Genomic DNA, 21,685 nt, shown 5'->3' with positions numbered 1-21,685 from the left:
AATGCAAAAATTTTGCTATTCTTTCAGAATATGTTCCCAAATATTACCTTAAATTTGAGATAATTAAAAGAATAAGGCTATGGCTGTAGAAACCTGCAAATTTTCAGATACGGATATTGTCTGGACCGATATTACAAATCCAACAAAAGAAGAGCTCGAAAAAGTCAGCGAAATATATGATTTAAATCCTTATACTTTGATGGACAGTCTTGATCCAGACCATCTTCCTAAATACGAAGAGCATAACAATACGCACTTTTTTATCGTCAGGATTTTGCAGCATTCTCATGAACACGAGCAGACAATCCGAGAGCTTAGCAGCAAGATTGCCGTTTTTTATAATTCTAATTTTATCATCACGATTCACCGATCTGCCCAGCCGATCATGGAAGAAATACGCAAAACTTGTATGGATACGGGTAAACTAAAAACGACCGGTGGCATGGCAGTAAAGATTATTTGGGAAACTTTGCATTCGTACGAAGTTCCCGCAATACGGCTTTCGGAGAAGATAGATTACTATGAATCGAAAGTATTTCTCAAAAAAAATATTCCTGCAGACATGATTGAAGGGATGTATTACCTGAAAAGAAAGACGGGACTCTGCAAGAAATTGCTGCTGTTGACAAATGAAGTCGTAAATTCGGTGAAAGTAGAAGAGAAGGATCTTCCGGCATTACAGGATGTCCGAGACTTACATATCAAGCTGCTTACGCTTTACGGACAGGTGCAGGATGACGCAAATAATCTATTAAATATCTACCTTTCTTTATCTGCCCGAAAAACAAACGACGTGATGAAAATCCTGACTATTTTTTCTGTCTTTTTTATGCCCTTGACTTTTATTGCAGGTATTTATGGGATGAATTTTAAGTTTATGCCTGAGCTTGATGAAAGGCTAGGATACCCGCTTGCCTTATTGGCCATGGTCATTGTTTCGGTAATTATTTTTATCTGGTTCAGGAGAAAAAAGTGGCTGTAACAAAAAAGGCGGAAGTATTACCTTCCGCCTCATAACTAAACTCAAATTTGTTTATGGTATTCCCATAGTTTCATTGTCCTTTCCAGTCTCTGGCTGTGATTCTTTTGGTTTAGGATCAATTGCGCTGTCGCGCTTGTTTTTTAGGCTGTCTCGGAAATCCTTATCGTCATCCAATTTTTGCGTAGGAATCTCAGAAACATGAATATATTTTTCACCGGAAGCTTTGCCGTTGTCTGTCTTCACAGTGTTTTTTTGATTTTCTTTATTATCTTCCATAAAAGTTCTTATTGAAAGAAAATCAAATTTAGCAAGCCAGTGGATTTTTTGTGTTATATGATTCCTTCAAAAGATTATGAAATTGAAATATGCACGGTTATAACTCGTTTTCAATCTCTTGCATAAATTGCTGTAGCGGAAAAGCATCGCCTTGGTTTGTCAACACAATGATCACAGTTTTCTCATGAAGGTTTCTCCAAATGCAGGCTCTATAGCCGTTTAAGCCACCAGTGTGGCTAACTATTGTATGCCCTTCTTTTTCTTGTATGTTCCAGCCGAAACCATAATTTGAAATGCTTCCGTCATTTAGTTTTGCCGGCTGATAAGCATTTTCCATTTCCTTTTTACTGAGCAGCTTTTGGCCGTAAAGTGCCTCTTCCCAAGCAAACAAATCTTTTGCAGTTGAAAAAATACTTCCGTCGCCAGTGGTCAGAATCGAATAATCATCAAGTTTTTTGTCTATGTTGTAACCGATTGCCCTGTTGGTAATGGTTGGTTTTGTAGTATCATAAACGATAGTTCTTTTTAGATTCAATGGATGAAAGACAGCTTCTTTTAAAAAATCGGCATAGGATTTACCACTTATTTTTTCAATTATGAACGCTAAAACAATATACCCTGTATTGCTGTATTCGAATTTATCTCCTGGCGAAAAGTTCAGGTTGTTTTTTGTGCCTAGCCATTGCATGACCTGTGTATTGGTAAGATTTTTTACGGGAGCCATTTCTTTTTCATAATCAGGAATTCCCGAAGTATGATTAAGTAATTGGCGGATGGTGATTTTTTGTGCAAATGGTGGCAGATCGGAAATATATAGTGAAATAGGGTTTTCATACTCTAATTTATGCTGTTCCTTCAATTGCATGATAGCCAGCGCAGTAAACGGTTTAGCAAGCGATGCTATATAAAAAACGGTACTGTCGTTTAAGGACTTTTTTGTTTGTAGGTCGCTATAGCCTAGAACGGTATCGCAAAGAATCTTTCCGTCTCTGGCGACTAAAAGCGTTCCGTTAAAAGCGCCTTTTTTGTGATAGCTGCTTGCTATTTCTTTGATATTGCTTTCGGGAGTGCTAGTGCAGGATGTAAATATAATTACTGCGAATGCCAGAAGGAAGAGGTGTTTCATATTTGTTTATTGTTCCGCTAAAATTAGTTTTTTTAAGATGACAACTTGGCCCAAATGATAGTGTGTGTGCTCAATAATTCCGTGGATATTTCTGTAATAATTGCCATATTTTTCATCCGTAAAATGTTCCCAAAGTTTTTCTTCTGGCAATTGCTCGATCAAATCTGCAAAGTTTTCTGCATCTGCCCAAGTTTTGTCGAGCAGCTTTTCCCAATCTGCTTGCGAAAGGATAGGAGGATGGTCAAAGCTGTATTTGTCTTTGGCTTCTAGCGGATTTCCTTGCAATACTTTTAAGACAGCACTTACGTAATAATTCATATGATAGACTAGGGCTGCAATCGTATTAAACGAATGGATTTTTGTTGTTGCCTGTTGCCAAGTTATGTCTTTCAGATTTTCTTTTAGGTTTGAGCAGGTCCAGTTGCCTCCAAAATGAATTTCTCTAAAGTGCTTTGCTATTTGCTGGGTGAGGTTCATGTCTTTTGATCTTACTTTTTTATTTTTGAAATTGTCTTGCCAATTGCTTTTGAAGGCTTGTCCATATCATTGATTGCAAATTCTGCTGCCGATTTGATCAAATTCTTTACTTTTTCGTTCTGATAATCAGCAATCGTTTTTATCGGAATATGACGTATTAGGTTTCCAGTTCCTGTCAGTAATTTATCTGGATCTTCGAGTAGAGTTCCTTTGTTGAAGCCTAGATTGAGATGATTTGTATAGATTGGAATCATGCAGAAAGCATCTGATAATTTTTCTGAAATCGAGAAGACCGAAGTCAGCGCATGCGTATGATACAGCAGTTCATTGCTTTCAGGATAGAGTTCTAAGATTAATGCTCTTAGGTCCTGAAATAAATGAATTAATTCTGGCTCCTTACGTTCCAATAGATTTTGAAAATCAGGATGTAGGCTTCGGATGGCTTTCATTTAGTGTCTGAATTTTTAGTTTCCTAATACAGACGAAATTAAGAAAAAGAAAGACAGTAAAGAAAAAATCTATAAAAGTCTGGTTTAATAGATCATAAATTTCTGTTTTTTACAATCCAGGAGTAGTATTTTGCCCATAAAAATTTTATTGCCTGCCATGCCTTCCATTCCGGAAGATTTCATTAGCATACGCTGTAAAAAAGAGGTTCCTTCAATATAAGTTACTTCCGACAAGGTAATGTTAGTATTGCCAATCCGGATTTTCTTATTTGCTTTTGCGGTATAAGTTGTCAGCTTATTACCCCAGGAATTTCCTTCTCCTTTAAGAATAGGCCCGCTATTTCTATATTTTTCCCAGCTTTTTTTGCTCGTAATCAATTCAAATGCGCTAGTTCCTGAATCATATATTATTTTGATTTTTTTGTTTTCTATTTCCGCAGGAAGCAGTATTCGTCTTTTTTTAAATTCAAAATCGGACCAATTGTATTTTTTGTGCTCGTTAGGAATAGATTCAGAAAAAGAACAGTAGTTATCTTTAAAATCTAAAACAGTTATTCTTTTTTCCAATAGATCAGTTCCCAAAGTTCCAATTATAATCGGCGAATCCGAATCGTTCCATCGTATTGAATCACCATATTCTAACATTTTGAATCGGTTTGAAGAAACCTCCATATTTCCTAATTCAAAACCTAGCTTTATAGGAGAAAGGCTGTCGGAAAAGTTAAATTTAGGCCCGTATTTTTGTTGGATTGATTTTAAGGGCGCTGTATAAAATAAAGTTGTAGGCGACCCCAAATCTAATTGCATATAAAATTTTTCGGGAATGCCTTTTAGGGTTACAGGAAGGAGCAAGGCGGTCATTGAATCTTCCCATACGATAGGAATTCTGCTTGAAGAACCGCTAACAGTCAACGCATTTTTTTCGGGAGTAAATTTTTGATCAAAATAAAAGTGGCCAAATAGGGCGCCCATGACGATAATTGCAACTACAATAAGGGTGATTTTTTTTAAAAGTTTCATCGGATTTTTTTTGCAATACTCCGATGAAGAATTTGATTTTTCGCTTAGAAACTACCGCCAATTTTGCGCCATTTTTACGTCATGGCTTATAATATATTGTTTTTCAGTGAAATATAAAGTCTTTGGTTTTTGTTCAGTTCTATGCTATTTCTGATGATGATATAGGTATTCGTCAGCAAGGAAACCAATAAGACGACTAAAATGATAGGGATTTTTGTTGAAAGAAGTTTTTGCACAAACGGACTTATGATAAGCAGAAAAGAGTTAATAATGGTCCATACTATTTGGAAACCTATAATCTCACGTCCTATTTTTTTTGTTTCTGCTCCAGAATTTCTGAAGGTCAGAATTGAAGGAAATATAATATTCCCAAAAGGCAAGATTATAAAGGACAAAGCTGTTATGTTGATGAGCTTGGCTTTGTCTAGGCTCCAGTTTTCAGGAGCTTCAGCTTTGGGTATTTCTATAAGATCTTCCGGAGCAATGTCTAAAGATTTTGCCAGATTCTTTAGGGTAAATCCTTTGAGCGGACTACCTGATTCTATTCTTTGTATTGTTCGTAAGGATACTCCTGATTTTTCGGCAAGCTCCGATTGAGTCAGCTGTAATTTTTGTCGATAGATAGAAACCTTGTTTGTCATTCCTTGTCTTGAACTTAATCGATTTTATTTTTCTTTTTAAAAAAGGTTTCTTCAATTGCTGGCAATTCCTTTTTATAACTTTCTACATCCCATTTCATGTCCATTTCTGCTAAATAAGCTTGTAGATTTGGTAAACCTACTTCGGCTCTTCGCAGGTCTACATTATCGGGATCTTCAAGTGGAGCGACAAAGCTCTCATTAGTCTTCATGTTCCAGCTGATCTGGCTTCCATAAATTTGTTTTTTTCCTTGTTTTAAAGCGACTCTGTCTTCTAAGAGAGCGAGCGAACTTGCTCTGGCATTTCCTTTTTTTACAGCTTCTCTCATCATTGGCAGGTATTTTATCTGCGCAGGAAGTTCCGCGTGTTGTATGACCATAAACAAAGTCGTATTGGCTTGGCTGCCGATCTTATCAGAACCCAGCCAGCCATGTTTATAGATTATAGCTTCGACTTGAATCAGATTTAGTGAATCGGTTGTCTTCATGTTTTTAAACAATGCTTTTGATTCCTTTGAATCACTTCCGAAACGCGCTATAGTTTCTTCTATCTGGTTTCGATAGCGTTGGTCTAGCTCATCAATATCTAGCAACTGCTTGGTAATATTGTTAAAGGTGGCATCTTGTCCGAAGGCAATCGAACAAGCCATAAAAAAGAAGATAAACAGCTTGTGTTTCATGAATGATTCTTTTAATATAAACCTAATCTACTACTAGAACATTATTACTTTAAAATAATTGGAAGATTAAATTTTTCCCAGAAATCGACATTGTTTCCTTTATTTTTTGCTGAAGTATAGGTGACCATATTTCTTAAAATAGATAGAATTTCTTTTTTTACAGCTTCTTTGTCTTTTTCTTCAGCTTCCACTTTAATTATTTTTCCATCAAAGACGTTATATTTATTTATATTTATCTGTATAATTATATTTCCTTTAGCTTTTTCTTTTAAAATTCGAGATTTTTTAAGTTCGGCAACTAAAATTTTTCTATATGTCGAACTTAAGTTGTTAGTTTCATCAAATAAAAGGGATTCTTTTCCTTCATAAATGAATTTTGGCTTTTCATCTACCTCGTTTAAGGACATTATCGTACCATTTCTAAAATCTGGACAATATTTTTTGATAAGTTTTACCGCTTCACTATCATCAAGTAAATATGCTTTATATAAATGTTCACAAGCGTTGGTATTTTCATTTAAATTTAGTTCAGCAACAGCAAGATTAAACCACAAATCTTTATTATCAGGATTTATGTTAGTAGCTTTTATATAAAGTTCTTTAGCCAAGCCGAAATTATTTTCGGCGAGAGCTTTTAGTGCTTCAGCTACTAATTTTTCTCCTTCTGAAGTTGAGTTTCCTATGTTAGTTTGTGAAGTTGCAATTTGAGTAAAAAAGAAAATTGAGAGATACAGTATTTTTGTTTTCAATTATTTAAGTGTTTTTAAGATAAGTTTATAGCGTAATAATTTCCCAAATCTACTCTTTTTTTTCAAAAAGAACCATTTAAAATCACTAGCTTTTATGAGATATATAATTTTAAATATTATTCGCTATTCTATAAGTTTTCCAGTGCTTTATATATAAAAAAAAGACCTTGAAAGGCCTAATTTTTTTGATTGTTTACGATTATTTTCTGACTGAATTTCTGATTATCAGAAGCCACAAGATCGACTATATAAACTCCTTTGCTCAAGCCGCTGGTTGAAAAAGAATACTTTTCATTGGTACCCAGATTGTCTTTTTTGAAAATGCTTTTGCCTGTAATATCAAACAATACGACTGACTTAAGATTAGCTAGATTCGGATTTTGTACCGTGAATGTCTGCGATGCATTGTCCTGCGTGATTCCGAAATTATGTTTAATCGTTTCACCGACGCCTAAAGCCGTATTTACAAAAGTAATCTGAAATCTGCTGTTGTAGATTCCGGTAGGAAGTGTCACTTCATAGCTGCCGTTTTTAATATCGTGATACGAATCGTCGGCTCCATCGTATAAGTAGATCATTTGGGTCGGATCAAAATTTGTTACTTCCGGCACATAAAATTTTATCGAGGCGTTGTTGGCTGCCTTTACGCCTAGAGGAATCCTTTTGTTACTATCGAAACTGGTTCCTTGAATTACATATTTGCTGTTGTCCAGAAAAAAATAAGCATCATTTGGCAGGTCATCTGGGGCTATGCTCAAAGCATCGATTCCCACATCGATTCCGTCTGTAGCTTCAGGCAAGAATACCAATGCAATCTGTCTCGTAAACTGGTTGTCGAGGATGATATTGAGCTTGAACTGCGCTTCTGTGATTACAATAGATTCACTTTCGGTAGTTTCAGCAAGTTTTTTTGGCGCTGGCTCTTGCGAGCGTTCAAACTGCGATAAAGCGCCGCTTTCTTTATAATAAGCTCTGTGTGCATTCTTCAAAGTTACGGTGCCGCTTGATGCGCCCTTGATCATAAATCCTTGCCCGATTGGAGCATATTTTCTTTCGATGATTAGTCCAGATGAAGTACCTACGCCATTCAGCGATCCGTCAGAATTATAAGAATTAAAAGTAGCTGGAACATACACGCCATTGGAACCAAGGCTGATAGGCGAATAAGCGCCATAACCCCCTTTATAAAGGCCGACATTGTGGGAGTTAACTGTTTTGTCTTGTTCCCAATAGTAGGCAATGCCTGTTGCAGCATTGTTTGTAGCGTCCAGTAGAAAAGCATTGACATTCAGTGCAGACGGATACGGATTTCCGGTAAGTGTCAAATTATTCGTAGCGACTGTTACTAATATATTTCCGTCATTTGGCTTGCCTCGGAAATCATAGCGTTGAGAGCCACTGCCTCCTGGATTGTTTTGTATTCCGTTGGCTTCTACTATAGTTGGGTCTGTTCCTGCTGTTCCTTTCATGGAAAATCCTTGGCCGGGAGCTAAGGTCGAAGCGCCTCCTACATATATCCATTGCGAATAGGAAGTTGAAGACAAAAATTTATAAATCCATCTTGAAGAGATAGCAAGCGGATTGGCTGTACCGTTAGAATTGGAGGATGGCAGTATCGTAGCTTGAGTACTGGCGGTAACTGTTGTGGGCTGATGAATCATTGAAATTCCAAAATTTTCATTTCCTGTAGCTGCCGAAGCATTGCCTACAGGCGAACACCAATAATTATAGTCAAAATTGTCTGCCGTTCCTTCTTGAAATACAGAGACTTTGCCAAGACCTTTATTAGCAGAAACGCCTGTCGTTCCTTGTAGTAACTGAGATTCGTTTCTCATGTACATATTTCCATTATTCTGGAGATTGATATCCTGCTTTACGAATACTACTTGGTCCTTAACATACATATAGCTGTTGGTACTGACATACAATTGTGCTTGTGTTACAATCGGAAGTAGCAGAAGCGGCAGTAGGAATTGGAGCTTTTTCATTGTTTTGGGATTTGGGTTATTTTATGCTCATGTTAAATGACCTTACCAGAAAGCTTTGTGCTGTGGTGCCGGTCCCTTGGTTTAATCTCTTGACCCATAATTCTATAGAATCTCCTGTGTTGAGATAAACCGAGCCCTGAACAGGGAATGATTGAATATATCCTGCATTGGTATCAATTAGAGTTTCTGTAGATATTTGCGGATCAGTTCCTCCAGCAGACGGGATTCTCATGATATAAAAAGCATATTCTGTATTAGTGAGTCCTGTAGCATTACCGAATGAAATAGAGCAGTTTACCTGAAATACTCTGCCTTTTTTTCCTGAATAGGTAATTCTGTTGGTCTGCGCCGAAGTAGCTCGGTAAAGGTTAGAATTCAATCCGGCATTGATGGCTAATTTAGCTCCTACGTTTAATGTTCCAATAGGCGTCTGAACTTGCGCCGTTCCAGTTCTATCGAGATAGACCGTTCCAGTCGATTGTGAATCACCTTCGTTAGGGATTCCAGTACATCTTACCGACCAGCTGTTGTTAAAGTTGAACCCTGTATAAGTTCCCACCGTATAAGGATTGACATATTTTCCAGAAGTCAGCGTTCCTGTAAAGACGACGGTTTCCATCACGGCATCTCCCGTAACTGTCGGATTTCCAGAAACATCAAAACCGATTTTTGTTCCAGTAACTTCACTAAAGCCGCCTTGTTTAGCCACGAGACCGAAGGTGCCTTGTAAGGTTTCGTAGGTTCCAGAGTTGCTCGAAAACCATCCTGCGTTGCTCAATAGCAATCTGCTGATATCCTTATAAATAATTCCCGTCGTATTGTTGATATATTGGACGATACTTATAAATACGAGCGCAAAATTTTCCAATTTTCCTACATTAGCAGAAGTGCTGACAATGCAGTCCCTGACAATCATGCTCTGGGTTTGTGTTCCTCCTACGATGGAGCCTGTTCCTGTAATGTTAAACACATTTCCTGCAGTAGCCTGCAATGTCAGAATACGCATTGAACCACCAGTAGTTCCTATGAAAAGGTCGCCAGTGGCTTTGACTAGCTTGTCTTCTGAGGAATCTTCTCCTACAATATAAGCGTTATTCAGCTCTATGGGCAGGTCTACGCTGATTGTTCCGTTAATTTCATAGAGTGTTGCCGAATCTAGCAAATATTTTGTGTTGCTTCCTGCTATTTTTTCAGCGGCTAAAACGGTAGCTAGTACATCGGTCGATTTAATGAGTTTGTATTTCAGCCTGCCATCCTTGCCACTGTTTATTTTAATCCAAGCTGTTGTCGGCGTGTCATAGTAATAGAACGATGCTAATGTAGTATCGTAGACCATGAGTCCATTAGCAGGAGTCGTTATGGCGGTCCTTTGTGCCGTTGTCATCCTTGGAGTTAAAAATCCCTGTGTTGTAGATTCTACATGCAGGACAGAAGTTGGATCAGGCGAAGTAGTGCCAATCCCAATTTGCGAATATCCGAACGTGCTTAGCAAAAAAAGAAGCACCATCGGAATGGTTTTAGTAATCATTATCATAGCAATAGATTTGAAGGTATCTCAAATTTATGGAATATTTATTGAATATTTATTATAAAATAAACAATTAACAATTGTATAATTTAGTATATGGTTATTTTTACTGAATAATTAGTTATTCTCAATTTGTGATTTTATTTATGTTTACTGTTGTTTTTAATGAATTAATGCGAAAATAATTACAAATAAAAAAAGCTTCCTAAATGGAAGCCTTGTGAAATAGAAGCGTTTTTTATTTCTGAAAAATTACAGAGCTAGTTCGAAGGATTCTGTATTTTTTTCATCACCATTAATAATAAGAGAAAGTTTATGTAAGCCCGGATAAAACTTACGTGTCGTGATTAGCTTAAACGATTGTTTCTATTGATTGTTTCCTTCTGTCCAGAAGCATACGTTCTTTCACTGATCTTGAAGACCTTTTTCGAAAGTTGGCCATTCGCTTTGTTGTAATAGACTGCATATTCCAATCGTATGCTTTTTGGTGTGTCATTGGTGTTTTTGACAGCAAAAGCAAACTCAAGGCTCTCTTTTATTTTTACTTTTGGAGTGATAATTTTGAAATCTGTAACTTCAAGCCCGTTGCTGTCAAGCCCATAATGGCTTAAAATTTCTGGATGCCCTTGCTTGAGCAGTGTCCTGCTCCCGTGCTTGATGATGGCATCGGTTTCTTTGCTATGACCTTTCCACTTTTGTGCTACTGCCAATACGATATGTGGATGGTCTTTCGCAATATCATTAAGGCTGTTGGCAACGCTGCGCCGTACATATTCTGAAGGATCATTTTTGAGGTTTTCTAAAAGCGGAAGTAAAGTCTCTGGATTTTTTTTCAGTTCTGGCAAGGCCATGGCCCAAGGTAATCTGGGACGGCTTCCTTCACTCGCCAGCCTGCGTACTTTATGGCTTTCGTGTGAAGACCATTTTTTCATTTGGTCAATCATTCGGTCGCCATATTTGATAATGAAGGGTCTCACGGCAAACTCACAGCTAATGAACTGGGTCACAAACTCGATAGATTTTACAGCATTTTCATAATCATCGATTCCATACATTTCAATATAGTCTGGTAAGAATATATAAGCGAGACTGTCTTCGCCATGTTGATTTTCGCGAAGAAGGATAATCGTTTTTTGAAGGATATCCGCTGCGCTACCAAAATCGTCAGGCATGAAATTGCGCAATACTTTTGTTGTATGGCGCATACGGTCTTTGAGTTCTTTTTGTGAAAAAGTATCGTCAAAAATCTGTGCGATAAATAGTTTCTTTTCAAACGAAGAGACAGTCTTCGCCAGCGTGTCGGCTAGTCTGTCATAAAAAATAGGAGAGTAGATGTCTTTTAAGGCACTCATTATAAAGCAAGTCTTTTAAGAGGTGATTAGTGTTGTGGCCTTCGAGGATATCGTGAGGCTGATAAGTACCAAAAGTAAAGAAATTACAGAAGCGACTGTGCGTACCAGATGAAGATTATTCCACGGAATTTCGAAATTTTTTCGAGCGATGCTGATTTCTGCTGCTGATGCATTTTTCAAGTCAAAAGCATCCAATGCTTCATTCAAAGGTACGTTGCCAAAAATAGTGATACCAAATGTACCGCAGGCATACAATACCAAGGCACCCAATAGCAAGAGGAATTTTGGAGAATCCCATGCCGTAAAATTAAGGAATACGCTTATTGGCAGGCAAACAAGAGCGCCTACAAAGCTCAAAAAGAACACAGGATTGAGTATGGCACGGTTGATAGATTGCATCGCGTTTATATATTCCGAATCGCCAAGCTGTTTCAAGCCAGGATTTACGGAACAAGAATAGCTGTAAAAAAGCCCTGCGGACAAGGCTAATAGCAGTGCTGTGATAATCAAGATAAGATCTGTCATAGTTGTTTTTTTCATGGTTCGTTTTTTATTTTCGTAATGATTTTATGTAAGCTGCCACAGATTCGATTTCAGTCTGTGACAATTTCTTTTCCCATCGCGGCATTCCTCTTCTGCCTTTGGATATGATGGCGGTCAGTTCGGTATTCTCCAATCGGCTCGTTTGTAGATTCTTGGCGCCGAAGAGCCCTTTTGTACCGTCATTGCCATGGCATCGCTGGCATTTGGCCTCAAAAATGTTCTTTCCGGAAGCAGCATTCTGAGCGGTTGTTATATTTGTTGTAAGTAAGAGGAAGCCTAAGTATAGGAATGTTTTCATCTTTTTTTTAGCAAAATTGCAACGAATAAAAAAGACAAAATAGAATCAAACCGACAAAGCTGGCTGTGTTGCAAAATTATTTTCAAATTCTGATAGGTAGAGCTTGGGAGTTATACCAGTAAATTCTTTAAACGTGCGGGTAAAATGCGATTGATCTGAAAAACCGTTTTCATAGGCAACGTCAGATAGTTTAGTGTAATCATAAGAATGCAGCTGCGCCAATGCCGACTGGAATCGGCACACTCTTGAGAAAAGCCTTGGCGATACGCCTATGGAGTTCTCGAATCTTCTTTCAAAAGTGCGTTCCGACAAGCTGAATTCTTTTTGCAGTTCAGTAAGCGATATTTCTCCATTGTGACGGATAATTTTCTCTGTGGCTTGCTGTAGCATCAAGTCTGGATTGTTTTTTCCGGCAATAAAAACAAGGAAATCAGAAATCAGCCTGATCTGATTTTGGATGCTTGTCGTTTCAGATAGTTTCTCCAATAATTCCGGAGTCAGTTTTGGCAGCAATAATGAGATGTCCAAGCAAGTGTCCGTTATTTCACTGGCATTGATTCTAAAGAGCGAGCCCAATACATGCGGTTTCAAGTAGAAGATAATCTTTGTAAATCGTCCAAAAGAAAAAATATTGATGGGTTTGATGGTCTGTCCGTACAGATAGAAGCTGCAAAGCTTATCTGAGCAGGCATCCGTAAAAAAGCCGCTTTCCGATTGGCTGAAAATAATTCCAGGACAACCGTCGGCAAAAAAACGTAGGTTGGTTTCAGATTGCATAGAGGCTCCAGAAGTGATTACTTCGATATGCTTTACGAAAGGCTCTAATTGTAGGGCAGGTGGTATGGAGTTGTACTGCATCTGGACGCTTCTATTAGTTAACTCTATACAAATATAATAAAAGATGCTTTTAAAATACTGAATGCGTTTCTGACAAAAGAAATGGTCTTTTTGTTGGATTTGATTTCAAAAAGCAACAAAAGCCCAAAATAGGGCTATCGCTATGATTCTATAACAAATTATGATGCGAGAGCAATGCGACTTGTCATTAATCTGACTATATTTACGTACCTAAAGCCTTATGATTAATTCCTTTTAAAACTAGAAATTTATGGATGACAAAAAAATATCCTTTGAGGAATCTCTGGAAAATCTGTTCATTGAGGAAAGCGCAATCCCCGAACAATTCCGAATTGAGGAAATCCACCAAAAAGAATACCTGAGCAATGGCGAAATGAAAAAATGGACTGGCGATGTCCATGAAGTCTATTCCCCAATTTATACAAAAACTGCCGATGGATTAAAGCCGAAGCTGATAGGAAGCTATCCCGTTAGTACCGAAAAAGAAGCCCAAGCATCGCTTGAAGCAGCAGTTACAGCCTATAACGACGGTCGCGGTGAATGGCCAACGATGAGCGTTTCCGAAAGAATCCACCACGTTGAGCAATTTACGGGCAAGATGATTGCCAAAAAAGAAACGGTTGTAAAACTCATCATGTGGGAAATTGGCAAGTCGTATGCCGATTCCATAAAAGAATTTGACAGAACGGTAGAATATATTTATGCTACAATTGACTCACTCAAGAATTTAGACAGAGATTCTTCGAAATTTGAAATCGCTGAAGGAATTGCGGCGCAAATTCGACGTTCTCCACTTGGCGTAGTACTTTGCATGGGTCCGTTTAATTATCCACTAAATGAAACTTTTACGACATTGATTCCCGCCTTGATTATGGGAAATACAATCTTGTTCAAACCGCCAAAATTTGGAACATTATTGCACTATCCGCTACAAGAAGCTTTTCAGGAAAGTTTCCCGAAAGGCGTTATCAACGTGATTTACGGACGTGGAAGCGATATCATTCCAGGCTTGATGCATTCGGGAAAAATTAATGTGCTGACGCTGATTGGTTCTAGCAAGGTGGCCAACGAACTGAAAAAACAACATCCAAAAGTAAACCGACTTCGTGCTGTTTTAGGATTGGATGCAAAAAACGCTTCTATTATTACCTCAAAAGCAGATATCGGCTTGGCGGTAAAAGAAACCATTACAGGATCTTTGTCTTTTAACGGACAGCGTTGCACGGCTTTGAAAATCGTCTGGGTGCATAGAAGCATTGCAGATCAATTCATAAGCGAATTCAGCAAGGCAGTTAGCGATTTAAAATTCGGGCTTCCGTGGGAAAATGGAGTGTCTTTGACGCCGTTGCCTGAACCGTATAAAATAGATTATCTAAATGATTGTATCAAAGATGCGGAGACACATGGTGCCAAAGTTGTGAATGAAAATGGAGGCGTTTCTAAAGCTTCTTTCTTTTATCCGGCTGTGGTTTATCCGGTCAATGAAAAGATGAAATTATATCATGAAGAACAGTTCGGACCGATTATCCCAATTGTTCCTTTCGATGATGTCGAAGAAGTCATCCAATACTTAATTGATGCAAAATACGGACAGCAGGTAAGTATTTTCAGTATGGATGCTTCGGAAGTAGGCTCATTGATCGATCCTTTGGTAAATCAAGTAAGCCGTGTGAACATCAACAGTCAGTCGCAGCGTGGCCCTGATATTTTTCCGTTTACGGGAAGAAAAGACAGTGCCGAAGGAACGTTATCTATTCCAGATGCCATTCGTTCGTTTTCGATTCGTTCGCTGGTTGCTTTCAAGATGAATGATGCTAACAAAGAACTGATTAATGATATTGTCAATTCAGATAAATCGAATTTCTTGAGTACTAAGTTTATTTTTTAGTTGAAAGTCGAAAGCGAAAAGTTAAAAAGGTTTGCCGTTATTGGTGAACCTTTTTACTTTTCTTCGTTTTCTAGAATCTTGATCATTTTGAATGATTTTAGAAGATGGAAGAGGCCGGGCAAGATAATCAGTCCGCCGATAATCAGGGAAATCCCTAATATATTTATGGTGCTTTCTGGCGCGATGCCATCTAATAAACTGACTTGGCTGTTTTTCGTAATAATCAGATTTGGAAAATGAGCCCCTACTGCTGCTGAAAGAATTAATACGACTTGTAATCCTGCAAAAAAGCGACACAACACGACCTTTCCTTTTCGCATGCTTCTCCATAAAGGGAGAAGTAATAATCCTGACAAAAGAACCGCTCCTACAGCGTAATAATTTTTAAGGAAATCAAGGACAAATTTATTTTCTTCAGAATAAGCAACGGCCAGCGTAATAAAGCCCAATAAGACTACAATCCAAGTAGCAATTCCTGCTTTTCGGATATACATCCTGCGTTCGTATTCGGTGGCTTCTCCAATCAAAAAAGTAGCAGAAAGAAATACGCAGAGCGCACTAAAGAAAAAGCCGGTCAGGATAGGGAAGGGCTGCAACCACGGTTTGATAAATACAGAAGCGAAATCCGCATTCGGATGGTCTTCTAAAAGTATAATATTGCCACTGATCAAAGCTCCGTACGTCATTCCTAAAAATATAGGCGTCACAAGGCAGGAAAATTCAAACATGCGGTCGTACAAAAGCTGCGATTTGTCTTTTACGGCATCATAATGACGGAAGACAAAAGCAACACCGCGGAGCGTAATTCCCAACAAAATCAGAGTCAGCGGAATATGGAGATAGATGATGATGATATTGTAGAAAGCGGGAAAAGCAATCCAAAGAATGACGATTAAGATGATAATCCAGATATGGTTCGCTTCCCAGACCGGTCCCATGACGCTGTATACCCTTTTTTTGATCGACACCTGATGGTCTTTGGAGGAAAATAACTCGAGTATTCCTGCGCCAAAATCAGCTCCGCCTAATAAAACATAGAGGAAAAGCGAGAAGATGGCAAAAAACAAAACAACGTATAACATAATCTTTAGTCTTCAGAGTTATTGAGCACTTTTATCTGGCGTCCCATCAGCCATGTGATGGCAATAGAAAGGACGGCATATAGAATTACGTAGAGGTAAAAGCTGTAAATCATTCCAGGCATTGGCGTTACCGCATCTTTGGTCCGCATCACGTTGTGGATTATCCAAGGCTGCCTTCCTACTTCGGTGACAATCCATCCGGCTTCCAAGGCCAGAAATCCGACAGGAGCAAGACAGGCAAAATAGAGCCAATACTTTTTAGAATCCTGCCACTTTTTCTTTTTGAGGCTGATGAAATAAAGAAGTCCGGAAAACATAAGCAGTGTTCCCAACCCTACCATAATTTGGAAGGCATAATGCGTAATGGCTACAGGCGGCCTGTCTTCTTTCGGGAAATCGTTCAAGCCTTTTACTTCGGCGTCAAAATCTCCAAAAGACAGGAAAGAAAGTGCTTTCGGAATTTCAATCTTGTAACTTACGGTTTGGTTTTCTTCGTCAACAATTCCGCCGATATACAACGGCGCACCTTTTTCAGTTTCGTAATGAGCTTCGAGTGCGGCCAATTTTACAGGCTGCCTTTGGGCAATATCTTTAGCGGACAAATCGCCACTCAAAGGCTGAAGTAAAGCCGCAACTGCACCAAAAACAATAGCTATTTTAAAAGCTTCGCGGTGTAGCTCTATATTTCTTTTTTTATAAATCTGCCACGCATGTATTCCCGCTACGGCAAACGAAGTAGCTGCAAAAGCGGCCAAAGTCATGTGAAGCGCCTGTGTAAACCAAGCAGGATTCAAGAAGGCTTTTAGCGGATCAATATTTAGGAATTCACCGTTTATATATTCAAAACCAGATGGAGCATTCATCCAGCTATTGGCAGAAACTACCAAAATTCCCGAAGCCACGCCTGATAAGCCTACGATAATTCCAGTGAGCAGATGAAATCTTTCGGGCAATTTGTTCCATCCGTACAGATAAAATCCCAAGGCAAGCGCTTCTACGAAAAAGGCGGCACCTTCGAGTGAAAAAGGCATTCCGATTATAGGTCCTGCGTGTTTCATAAACTCTGGCCAGAGCAGTCCCAATTCAAAAGATAAAGCTGTTCCAGAAACGGCGCCTGTGACAAAGAAAATGGCGACGCCTTTTTGCCAAGATTTTGTAAGTTTTAGGAAGACTGGCTTTTTCGTCTTGAGCCATTTGTAGTGTGAAATTACCATAAAAAAAGGCATTACCATTCCAATACAAGCAAAGACGATGTGGAATATGAGGGTAAATGCCATCTGCATTCTTGCAGCATCTAAATTATCCATGAGAGTTCGGATTTTGCCTAACAAAGATAACCTATAAAAAGCAAGAAACCCTGATTTTTGTAGGTTAATTTCGCTATAAATGAAGGTTTTGCGTGAAAAAACAAATACTTGTTTTAACAAAAAAACTTCCTTTGAAATAAAAGAGGAATAAAAAAATACATAGTGCCGAAAAAATCTTAAATCAGCTTATTTTGTGAAGAGATTTAGCATTTTTTCAAACTCCAAAAATTACCTTTTTTTGAAGCGTTTAAATTTTTTTGGCACAATTTTGAAATCAGCAAAAAATAGTATCTTTGGAACAAATAAAAAAGCAATGACCACAACCGAAATATCCACCCAGCTTGAACAATATTTTCAGCAATTCCGAAACAATATCATAGGCATCGACCAAGAGTTTATTTCGCCTTTCGGAAAGAAGAAGATTATTTATACAGACTGGACGGCGAGTGGGCGCCTATATCGTCCGATAGAAGAGAAGCTGATGAATGAGTTTGGTCCTTTTGTTGCCAATACACATACTGAAACGACTGTTTCTGGAATGGCGATGACAATGGCATATCATCATGCACGAAACATTATCAAAAAGCATGTAAATGCCAATGAAGATGACATATTGATTGCAGATGGTACAGGAATGACGGGTGTAATCAACAAATTCCAACGAATATTGGGATTGAAAATTCCAGAAAATCTTCGTGAATTCACAGCTATTCCAGATGAAAAAAGACCGATAGTTTTTGTTTCACACATGGAGCACCATTCGAACCAGACTTCATGGCTGGAAACTATCGCAAAGGTTGAGGTAATTCCCGCTTGCGAAAAAGGATTACTTTGCTTCGATAGCTTTAAAGCGCTTTTGGAAAAATATAAGAACCATACATTAAAGATTGCTTCGATTACTTCTTGCTCCAACGTGACGGGAATCAAAACGCCCTATTATGAAGTAGCAAAACTAATGCACCAAAACAATGGTGTCTGTTTTGTAGATTTTGCCTGTTCGGCGCCTTATGTCGATATCAACATGCATCCTGAAGACAGCGAGGCATATTTGGACGCGATTTTCTTTTCGCCTCATAAATTTCTAGGCGGTCCTGGTACTTCGGGAATCTTGATTTTCAATAAAAAACTTTACAGAAATATGATTCCTGACAACCCTGGTGGCGGTACGGTTTCATGGACAAATCCTTGGGGAGAACATAAATATCTTGACAATATCGAGGAACGAGAAGATGGCGGTACGCCAGGATTCCTTCAAGTCATAAAAACGGCTTTGGCCATCCAGCTCAAAGAAAAGATGGGTGTTGCCAATATCTTGAAAAGAGAGCATGAAATTATTGATTATATCTTTTCCGAATTAGGTGCTGTTTCCAATATAAATATTTTGGCAGACCAGCATAAAGATCGACTTGGAGTAATTTCTTTTTACATAGACGACCTGCATTTTAATCTTGGCGTTAAATTGCTGAATGATAAATTTGGAATACAAACACGCGGCGGCTGCAGCTGTGCAGGAACCTACGGACATTATCTGCTTCATGTGGATGAAGAAACATCGCATGACTTGACCAATTTGATTACGGCAGGAGATTTGATCAGAAAACCAGGATGGATTCGTATGTCGATTCATCCAACGACTACAAATACTGAGATTCAGTTTGTATGCGAAAGCATCAAGGCAGTAGCGGCAAATCACCAAGAATGGGCAAAGGACTATGAGTATCATAAAAACTCCAATGAATTCACACACAGAAACGCGTCGAATCCAGAAAAGGATTTGGTAAAACAGTGGTTCGGAACTATTTAGTAGGATGTAGCTGGCTCTGGCCTCGGAATTTCCAACGCTTGTGCGTCCATAAATAATATTCTGGCGCTTCAAGTATTTGCTGTTCGACCAAACGAAGAAACATATCTGATATTTGATAATTGGGAACTTCTTTCGGATTGTCAACCATTTCTACGAACGTGGCTTGATAATAGCCGCGTTTTATTTTTTCTCCTTTGACGAAAATCACGTTAAGGTCCATTCTTTTGGCAATCATTTCCGCTCCGGTATGCATCGGGACATTGACACCGAAAAATTCTCCCCAATGAAAAGCTTTAGAAGCTTTCGGAGATTGATCGCTAGCAAAACCATAGACACCTTTTATATCATTCTTTTGGTTTTCATGGATAACATTGATGGTTTCTTTTGTATCAATAAGATGTGCTTGGAATCTGGCACGTATATCTCTGACCAACTTGTCAAAGTATTTATTGCGTATTCTTTTATAGATAGCATATCCTTTGAAATTGATTTTCCTGTTCATTGAAATCAGCCATTCATAACTCGAATAGTGGGCACAAAACAATGCAATGCTTTTTCCCCTTTTTTCCATATCGAGATAGACTTCAAGATTGGTAAATGTGAAGCGTTTCTCAATTTCTGAATCAGAAATCGTCATGGTTTTTATCATTTCAAAAAAACTGTCGCAGAAATGATGGTAGAATTTCTTTTCGATGACATGTCTTTCTTGTTTTGAAAGATGAGGCAAGGCGATTTCAAGATTTTCCCGTACTGTTTTTTTTCTGTAGCCGATAATGTAATACACCAATACATAAACGCAGTCAGAAAAGAAATAAAGCACCCTAAACGGCAATATAGAAATCAGCCATAAGAAAGGATAGAGGAAAATAAAAAGTAGTAATTGCATTCTTGGAATATTTTATGCAAATATAAGGCGAAAGCTGTTAAATAGTATAGTGCTTTTACAATTGATACAGAAAGGGTTTGTATTTTTACGGTCAAATTACCATTTATGAATATTTTTCTTATTGTTATTATCGCTCTCAATCTGATAATAAGTTTCAAAGGATTCAACGATCTGTCTTTTTTTAGAAAATACGAATTTCATGTCGGCAGTATCCGTGCCGGCGAACAAGTTCGTATGTTTTCATCAGGATTTCTCCATGTTGATATCGCGCATTTAGCGTTTAATATGTTGACGCTTTATCTTTTTGCGCCTTACGTAATTTCAGGACTAGGGTCATTTACCTTTTTGATGGTGTATGCCGGAAGTTTGATTTTGGGCAATCTGCTGACGATGGCTTTACATAAGAATGATTATAGCTACAGAGCGGTTGGTGCTTCGGGCGCGGTCATCGGAGTGGTGTATGCCGCGATTTTAGTACAGCCTGCCTTAGAAATATATTTTATGCCAGGCTATATTTTTGGTATCATCTATCTTTTATATTCGATTTACGGCATGAAATCCAAAAGTGATAATATTGGACATACGGCGCATTTTGGAGGCGCTGTGGGAGGTTATTTGATTACATTGTCACGCGTGCCTGAAATGATTACCGAAAACACTCAGACCGTAATAATACTGGCACTTCCGATTATCATCTTGTTTGTCATGGCAAAGATGGGAAAGATATAATTTTTTCAATCAGATACATCAAGAGGTAAGTTTTTTATAAGTCACTTAGCATTACGATTTTATACGTTGGCTATTTGTTTTAAAAGATGTATTTTTAAGGTAAGTTTCTAAGGAGCGGCTAAAAATTTTGTAAGATATTTGACATTGGCACGCAATTTGAAAATACACAACAAAAATAAATACAAAACACTATGAAAAAAACAATTTTGATCTTGATGACTGTTTTTACAGCCGCTGCACAAGCACAAGAATTTAAGCAAGTTCCACAAATCACCGTTTCTGGAGAAGGAAAAATCAAAGTAACGCCAGATTACGCTATCATCTCTATCGGTGTAGAAAACACAGGTGCAGATGCGGCAGAAGTCAAAAAGAAAAATGATGCAACTGTTGATGCGGTAATCAAGTATCTGAAAGGTTTCAAGCTTCCTGCTTCGGATTACCAGACAAAACAAGTGTATCTGCACAAAAACTACGATTACACCAAAAAGAAATACAGCTATGTGGCTTCACAGCAGATTTCTATTACGCTAAAAGATTTGTCAAAATATGATACTATGATGATGGGATTGGTTGACACAGGAATCAATAACATCCAAGGCGTGGAGTTCAAGTCTACAAAAGTAGCGCAATTCGAATCAGACGCTAGAAAAGCGGCTGTAGCAGATGCTAAAACAAAAGCATTAGACTACGCATCAGCTTTAAGCCAAAAAGTAGGAAAGGCTATCATGGTTTCTGATAATTCTCAGACTCACTATCCAGTTCCGATGATGTATGCAATGAAAGCAGGTGTTGCTGAGGATGCTATGCCGAGAGAAACTTTGGCAATAGGAGAGATTGAAATTACGGCTAACGTAACAATAAGCTTTTCTTTAGAATAGAAGTTTTATAGAATTGATAGAAAGCCTGAGAAAAACTCTCAGGCTTTTTTATGGAATAACTTTATTGACGGATTTAGGTTTGGGCCAAAATTTATAACCGGATAGAATATAAAAGAAAAACCCTGTAAAAATTTTACAGGGTTTTCT

Annotated in this window: 22 protein-coding genes; 5 read left to right on the top strand and 17 right to left on the bottom strand. The window is 38.2% G+C overall.

The genetic code is table 11. The annotated features are described in order from the left end of the window. The first annotated feature begins 79 nt into the window (after positions 1-79). Positions 80-982 carry a magnesium transporter CorA family protein gene (locus GGR22_RS00375; protein WP_121374435.1) on the top strand — a complete coding sequence of 301 codons (903 nt, stop codon included), beginning with the start codon at positions 80-82 and terminating at the stop codon, positions 980-982. Positions 983-1,033: 51 nt separating this feature from the next. On the opposite strand, the gene GGR22_RS00370 is transcribed toward GGR22_RS00375, so the two are convergent. The 14 genes from GGR22_RS00370 to GGR22_RS00305 all read right to left on the bottom strand — a co-directional run bounded on the left by GGR22_RS00370 (position 1,034) and on the right by GGR22_RS00305 (position 12,964). Beyond that, entirely contained in the window at positions 1,034-1,258 is a 225-nt protein-coding gene (locus tag GGR22_RS00370; protein WP_182492130.1) for a hypothetical protein, read from the bottom strand. 97 nt (positions 1,259-1,355) lie between these two features. Further along, a complete protein-coding gene (locus tag GGR22_RS00365; protein ID WP_182492129.1) occupies positions 1,356-2,384 on the bottom strand; it encodes a serine hydrolase domain-containing protein in 1,029 nt (342 codons plus the stop codon). Positions 2,385-2,390: 6 nt separating this feature from the next. Then, entirely contained in the window at positions 2,391-2,861 is a 471-nt protein-coding gene (locus tag GGR22_RS00360) for a DinB family protein (RefSeq protein WP_182492128.1), read from the bottom strand. 11 nt (positions 2,862-2,872) lie between these two features. Further along, a complete protein-coding gene (locus GGR22_RS00355; protein WP_182492127.1) occupies positions 2,873-3,310 on the bottom strand; it encodes a DUF1801 domain-containing protein in 438 nt (145 codons plus the stop codon). Positions 3,311-3,394: 84 nt separating this feature from the next. After that, on the bottom strand, positions 3,395-4,330 hold the full coding sequence (locus tag GGR22_RS00350) for a hypothetical protein (protein WP_182492126.1): 936 nt from the start codon (positions 4,328-4,330) through the stop codon (positions 3,395-3,397). Positions 4,331-4,416: 86 nt separating this feature from the next. Beyond that, on the bottom strand, positions 4,417-4,971 hold the full coding sequence (locus tag GGR22_RS00345) for a helix-turn-helix domain-containing protein (RefSeq protein WP_121374429.1): 555 nt from the start codon (positions 4,969-4,971) through the stop codon (positions 4,417-4,419). Positions 4,972-4,985: 14 nt separating this feature from the next. Then, on the bottom strand, positions 4,986-5,648 hold the full coding sequence (locus GGR22_RS00340) for a DUF6624 domain-containing protein (RefSeq protein WP_182492125.1): 663 nt from the start codon (positions 5,646-5,648) through the stop codon (positions 4,986-4,988). 44 nt (positions 5,649-5,692) lie between these two features. Further along, entirely contained in the window at positions 5,693-6,397 is a 705-nt protein-coding gene (locus tag GGR22_RS00335) for a hypothetical protein (RefSeq protein ID WP_182492124.1), read from the bottom strand. 176 nt (positions 6,398-6,573) lie between these two features. Continuing rightward, positions 6,574-8,385: a T9SS sorting signal type C domain-containing protein gene (locus GGR22_RS00330; protein ID WP_246336901.1), complete on the bottom strand. Its 1,812-nt coding sequence runs from the start codon at positions 8,383-8,385 to the stop codon at positions 6,574-6,576. Between the two features lie 16 nt (positions 8,386-8,401). Further along, positions 8,402-9,919 (bottom strand): hypothetical protein, encoded by a 1,518-nt coding sequence (locus GGR22_RS00325; protein WP_182492123.1) that lies wholly within the window; start codon positions 9,917-9,919, stop codon positions 8,402-8,404. 341 nt (positions 9,920-10,260) lie between these two features. Beyond that, complete coding sequence (locus tag GGR22_RS00320) at positions 10,261-11,265, bottom strand: DNA alkylation repair protein (RefSeq protein ID WP_246336900.1); 1,005 nt, start codon at positions 11,263-11,265, stop codon at positions 10,261-10,263. Positions 11,266-11,280: 15 nt separating this feature from the next. Then, on the bottom strand, positions 11,281-11,805 hold the full coding sequence (locus GGR22_RS00315; protein WP_246336899.1) for an anthrone oxygenase family protein: 525 nt from the start codon (positions 11,803-11,805) through the stop codon (positions 11,281-11,283). 10 nt (positions 11,806-11,815) lie between these two features. After that, complete coding sequence (locus tag GGR22_RS00310; protein WP_121377577.1) at positions 11,816-12,106, bottom strand: c-type cytochrome; 291 nt, start codon at positions 12,104-12,106, stop codon at positions 11,816-11,818. Positions 12,107-12,151: 45 nt separating this feature from the next. Next, entirely contained in the window at positions 12,152-12,964 is an 813-nt protein-coding gene (locus GGR22_RS00305) for a response regulator transcription factor (protein WP_182492122.1), read from the bottom strand. 250 nt (positions 12,965-13,214) lie between these two features. On the opposite strand from GGR22_RS00305, the gene GGR22_RS00300 reads away from it, so the two are divergent. Further along, the gene (locus GGR22_RS00300) at positions 13,215-14,852 is read left to right on the top strand and encodes an NADP-dependent glyceraldehyde-3-phosphate dehydrogenase (RefSeq protein WP_211331205.1); all 1,638 of its coding nucleotides are present in this window, start codon (positions 13,215-13,217) and stop codon (positions 14,850-14,852) included. 53 nt (positions 14,853-14,905) lie between these two features. Here GGR22_RS00300 and GGR22_RS00295 read toward each other — a convergent pair whose 3' ends face one another. After that, the gene (locus tag GGR22_RS00295; protein WP_182492121.1) at positions 14,906-15,934 is read right to left on the bottom strand and encodes a cytochrome d ubiquinol oxidase subunit II; all 1,029 of its coding nucleotides are present in this window, start codon (positions 15,932-15,934) and stop codon (positions 14,906-14,908) included. A gap of 5 nt (positions 15,935-15,939) precedes the next feature. Further along, a complete protein-coding gene (locus GGR22_RS00290; RefSeq protein WP_182492120.1) occupies positions 15,940-17,241 on the bottom strand; it encodes a cytochrome ubiquinol oxidase subunit I in 1,302 nt (433 codons plus the stop codon). 313 nt (positions 17,242-17,554) lie between these two features. On the opposite strand from GGR22_RS00290, the gene GGR22_RS00285 reads away from it, so the two are divergent. Beyond that, positions 17,555-19,045: an aminotransferase class V-fold PLP-dependent enzyme gene (locus GGR22_RS00285; RefSeq protein WP_182492119.1), complete on the top strand. Its 1,491-nt coding sequence runs from the start codon at positions 17,555-17,557 to the stop codon at positions 19,043-19,045. Here GGR22_RS00285 and GGR22_RS00280 read toward each other — a convergent pair. Next, complete coding sequence (locus GGR22_RS00280) at positions 19,038-19,931, bottom strand: lysophospholipid acyltransferase family protein (protein WP_182492118.1); 894 nt, start codon at positions 19,929-19,931, stop codon at positions 19,038-19,040. The genes GGR22_RS00285 and GGR22_RS00280 overlap by 8 nt on opposite strands. 105 nt (positions 19,932-20,036) lie before the next feature. Here GGR22_RS00280 and GGR22_RS00275 point away from each other — a divergent pair, with 105 nt between their 5' ends. Both GGR22_RS00275 and GGR22_RS00270 read left to right on the top strand, forming a co-directional pair. Next, the gene (locus GGR22_RS00275) at positions 20,037-20,660 is read left to right on the top strand and encodes a rhomboid family intramembrane serine protease (protein ID WP_121377582.1); all 624 of its coding nucleotides are present in this window, start codon (positions 20,037-20,039) and stop codon (positions 20,658-20,660) included. Between the two features lie 191 nt (positions 20,661-20,851). Continuing rightward, positions 20,852-21,538 (top strand): SIMPL domain-containing protein, encoded by a 687-nt coding sequence (locus GGR22_RS00270; RefSeq protein WP_121377583.1) that lies wholly within the window; start codon positions 20,852-20,854, stop codon positions 21,536-21,538. The last annotated feature ends 147 nt before the right edge of the window (positions 21,539-21,685 follow it).

It is taken from the genome of Flavobacterium gossypii, assembly GCF_014138495.1.
In the GTDB taxonomy this organism is placed as follows: Bacteria; Bacteroidota; Bacteroidia; order Flavobacteriales; family Flavobacteriaceae; genus Flavobacterium; species Flavobacterium endophyticum.
This window is presented reverse-complemented; position numbering and strand designations above follow the sequence as displayed.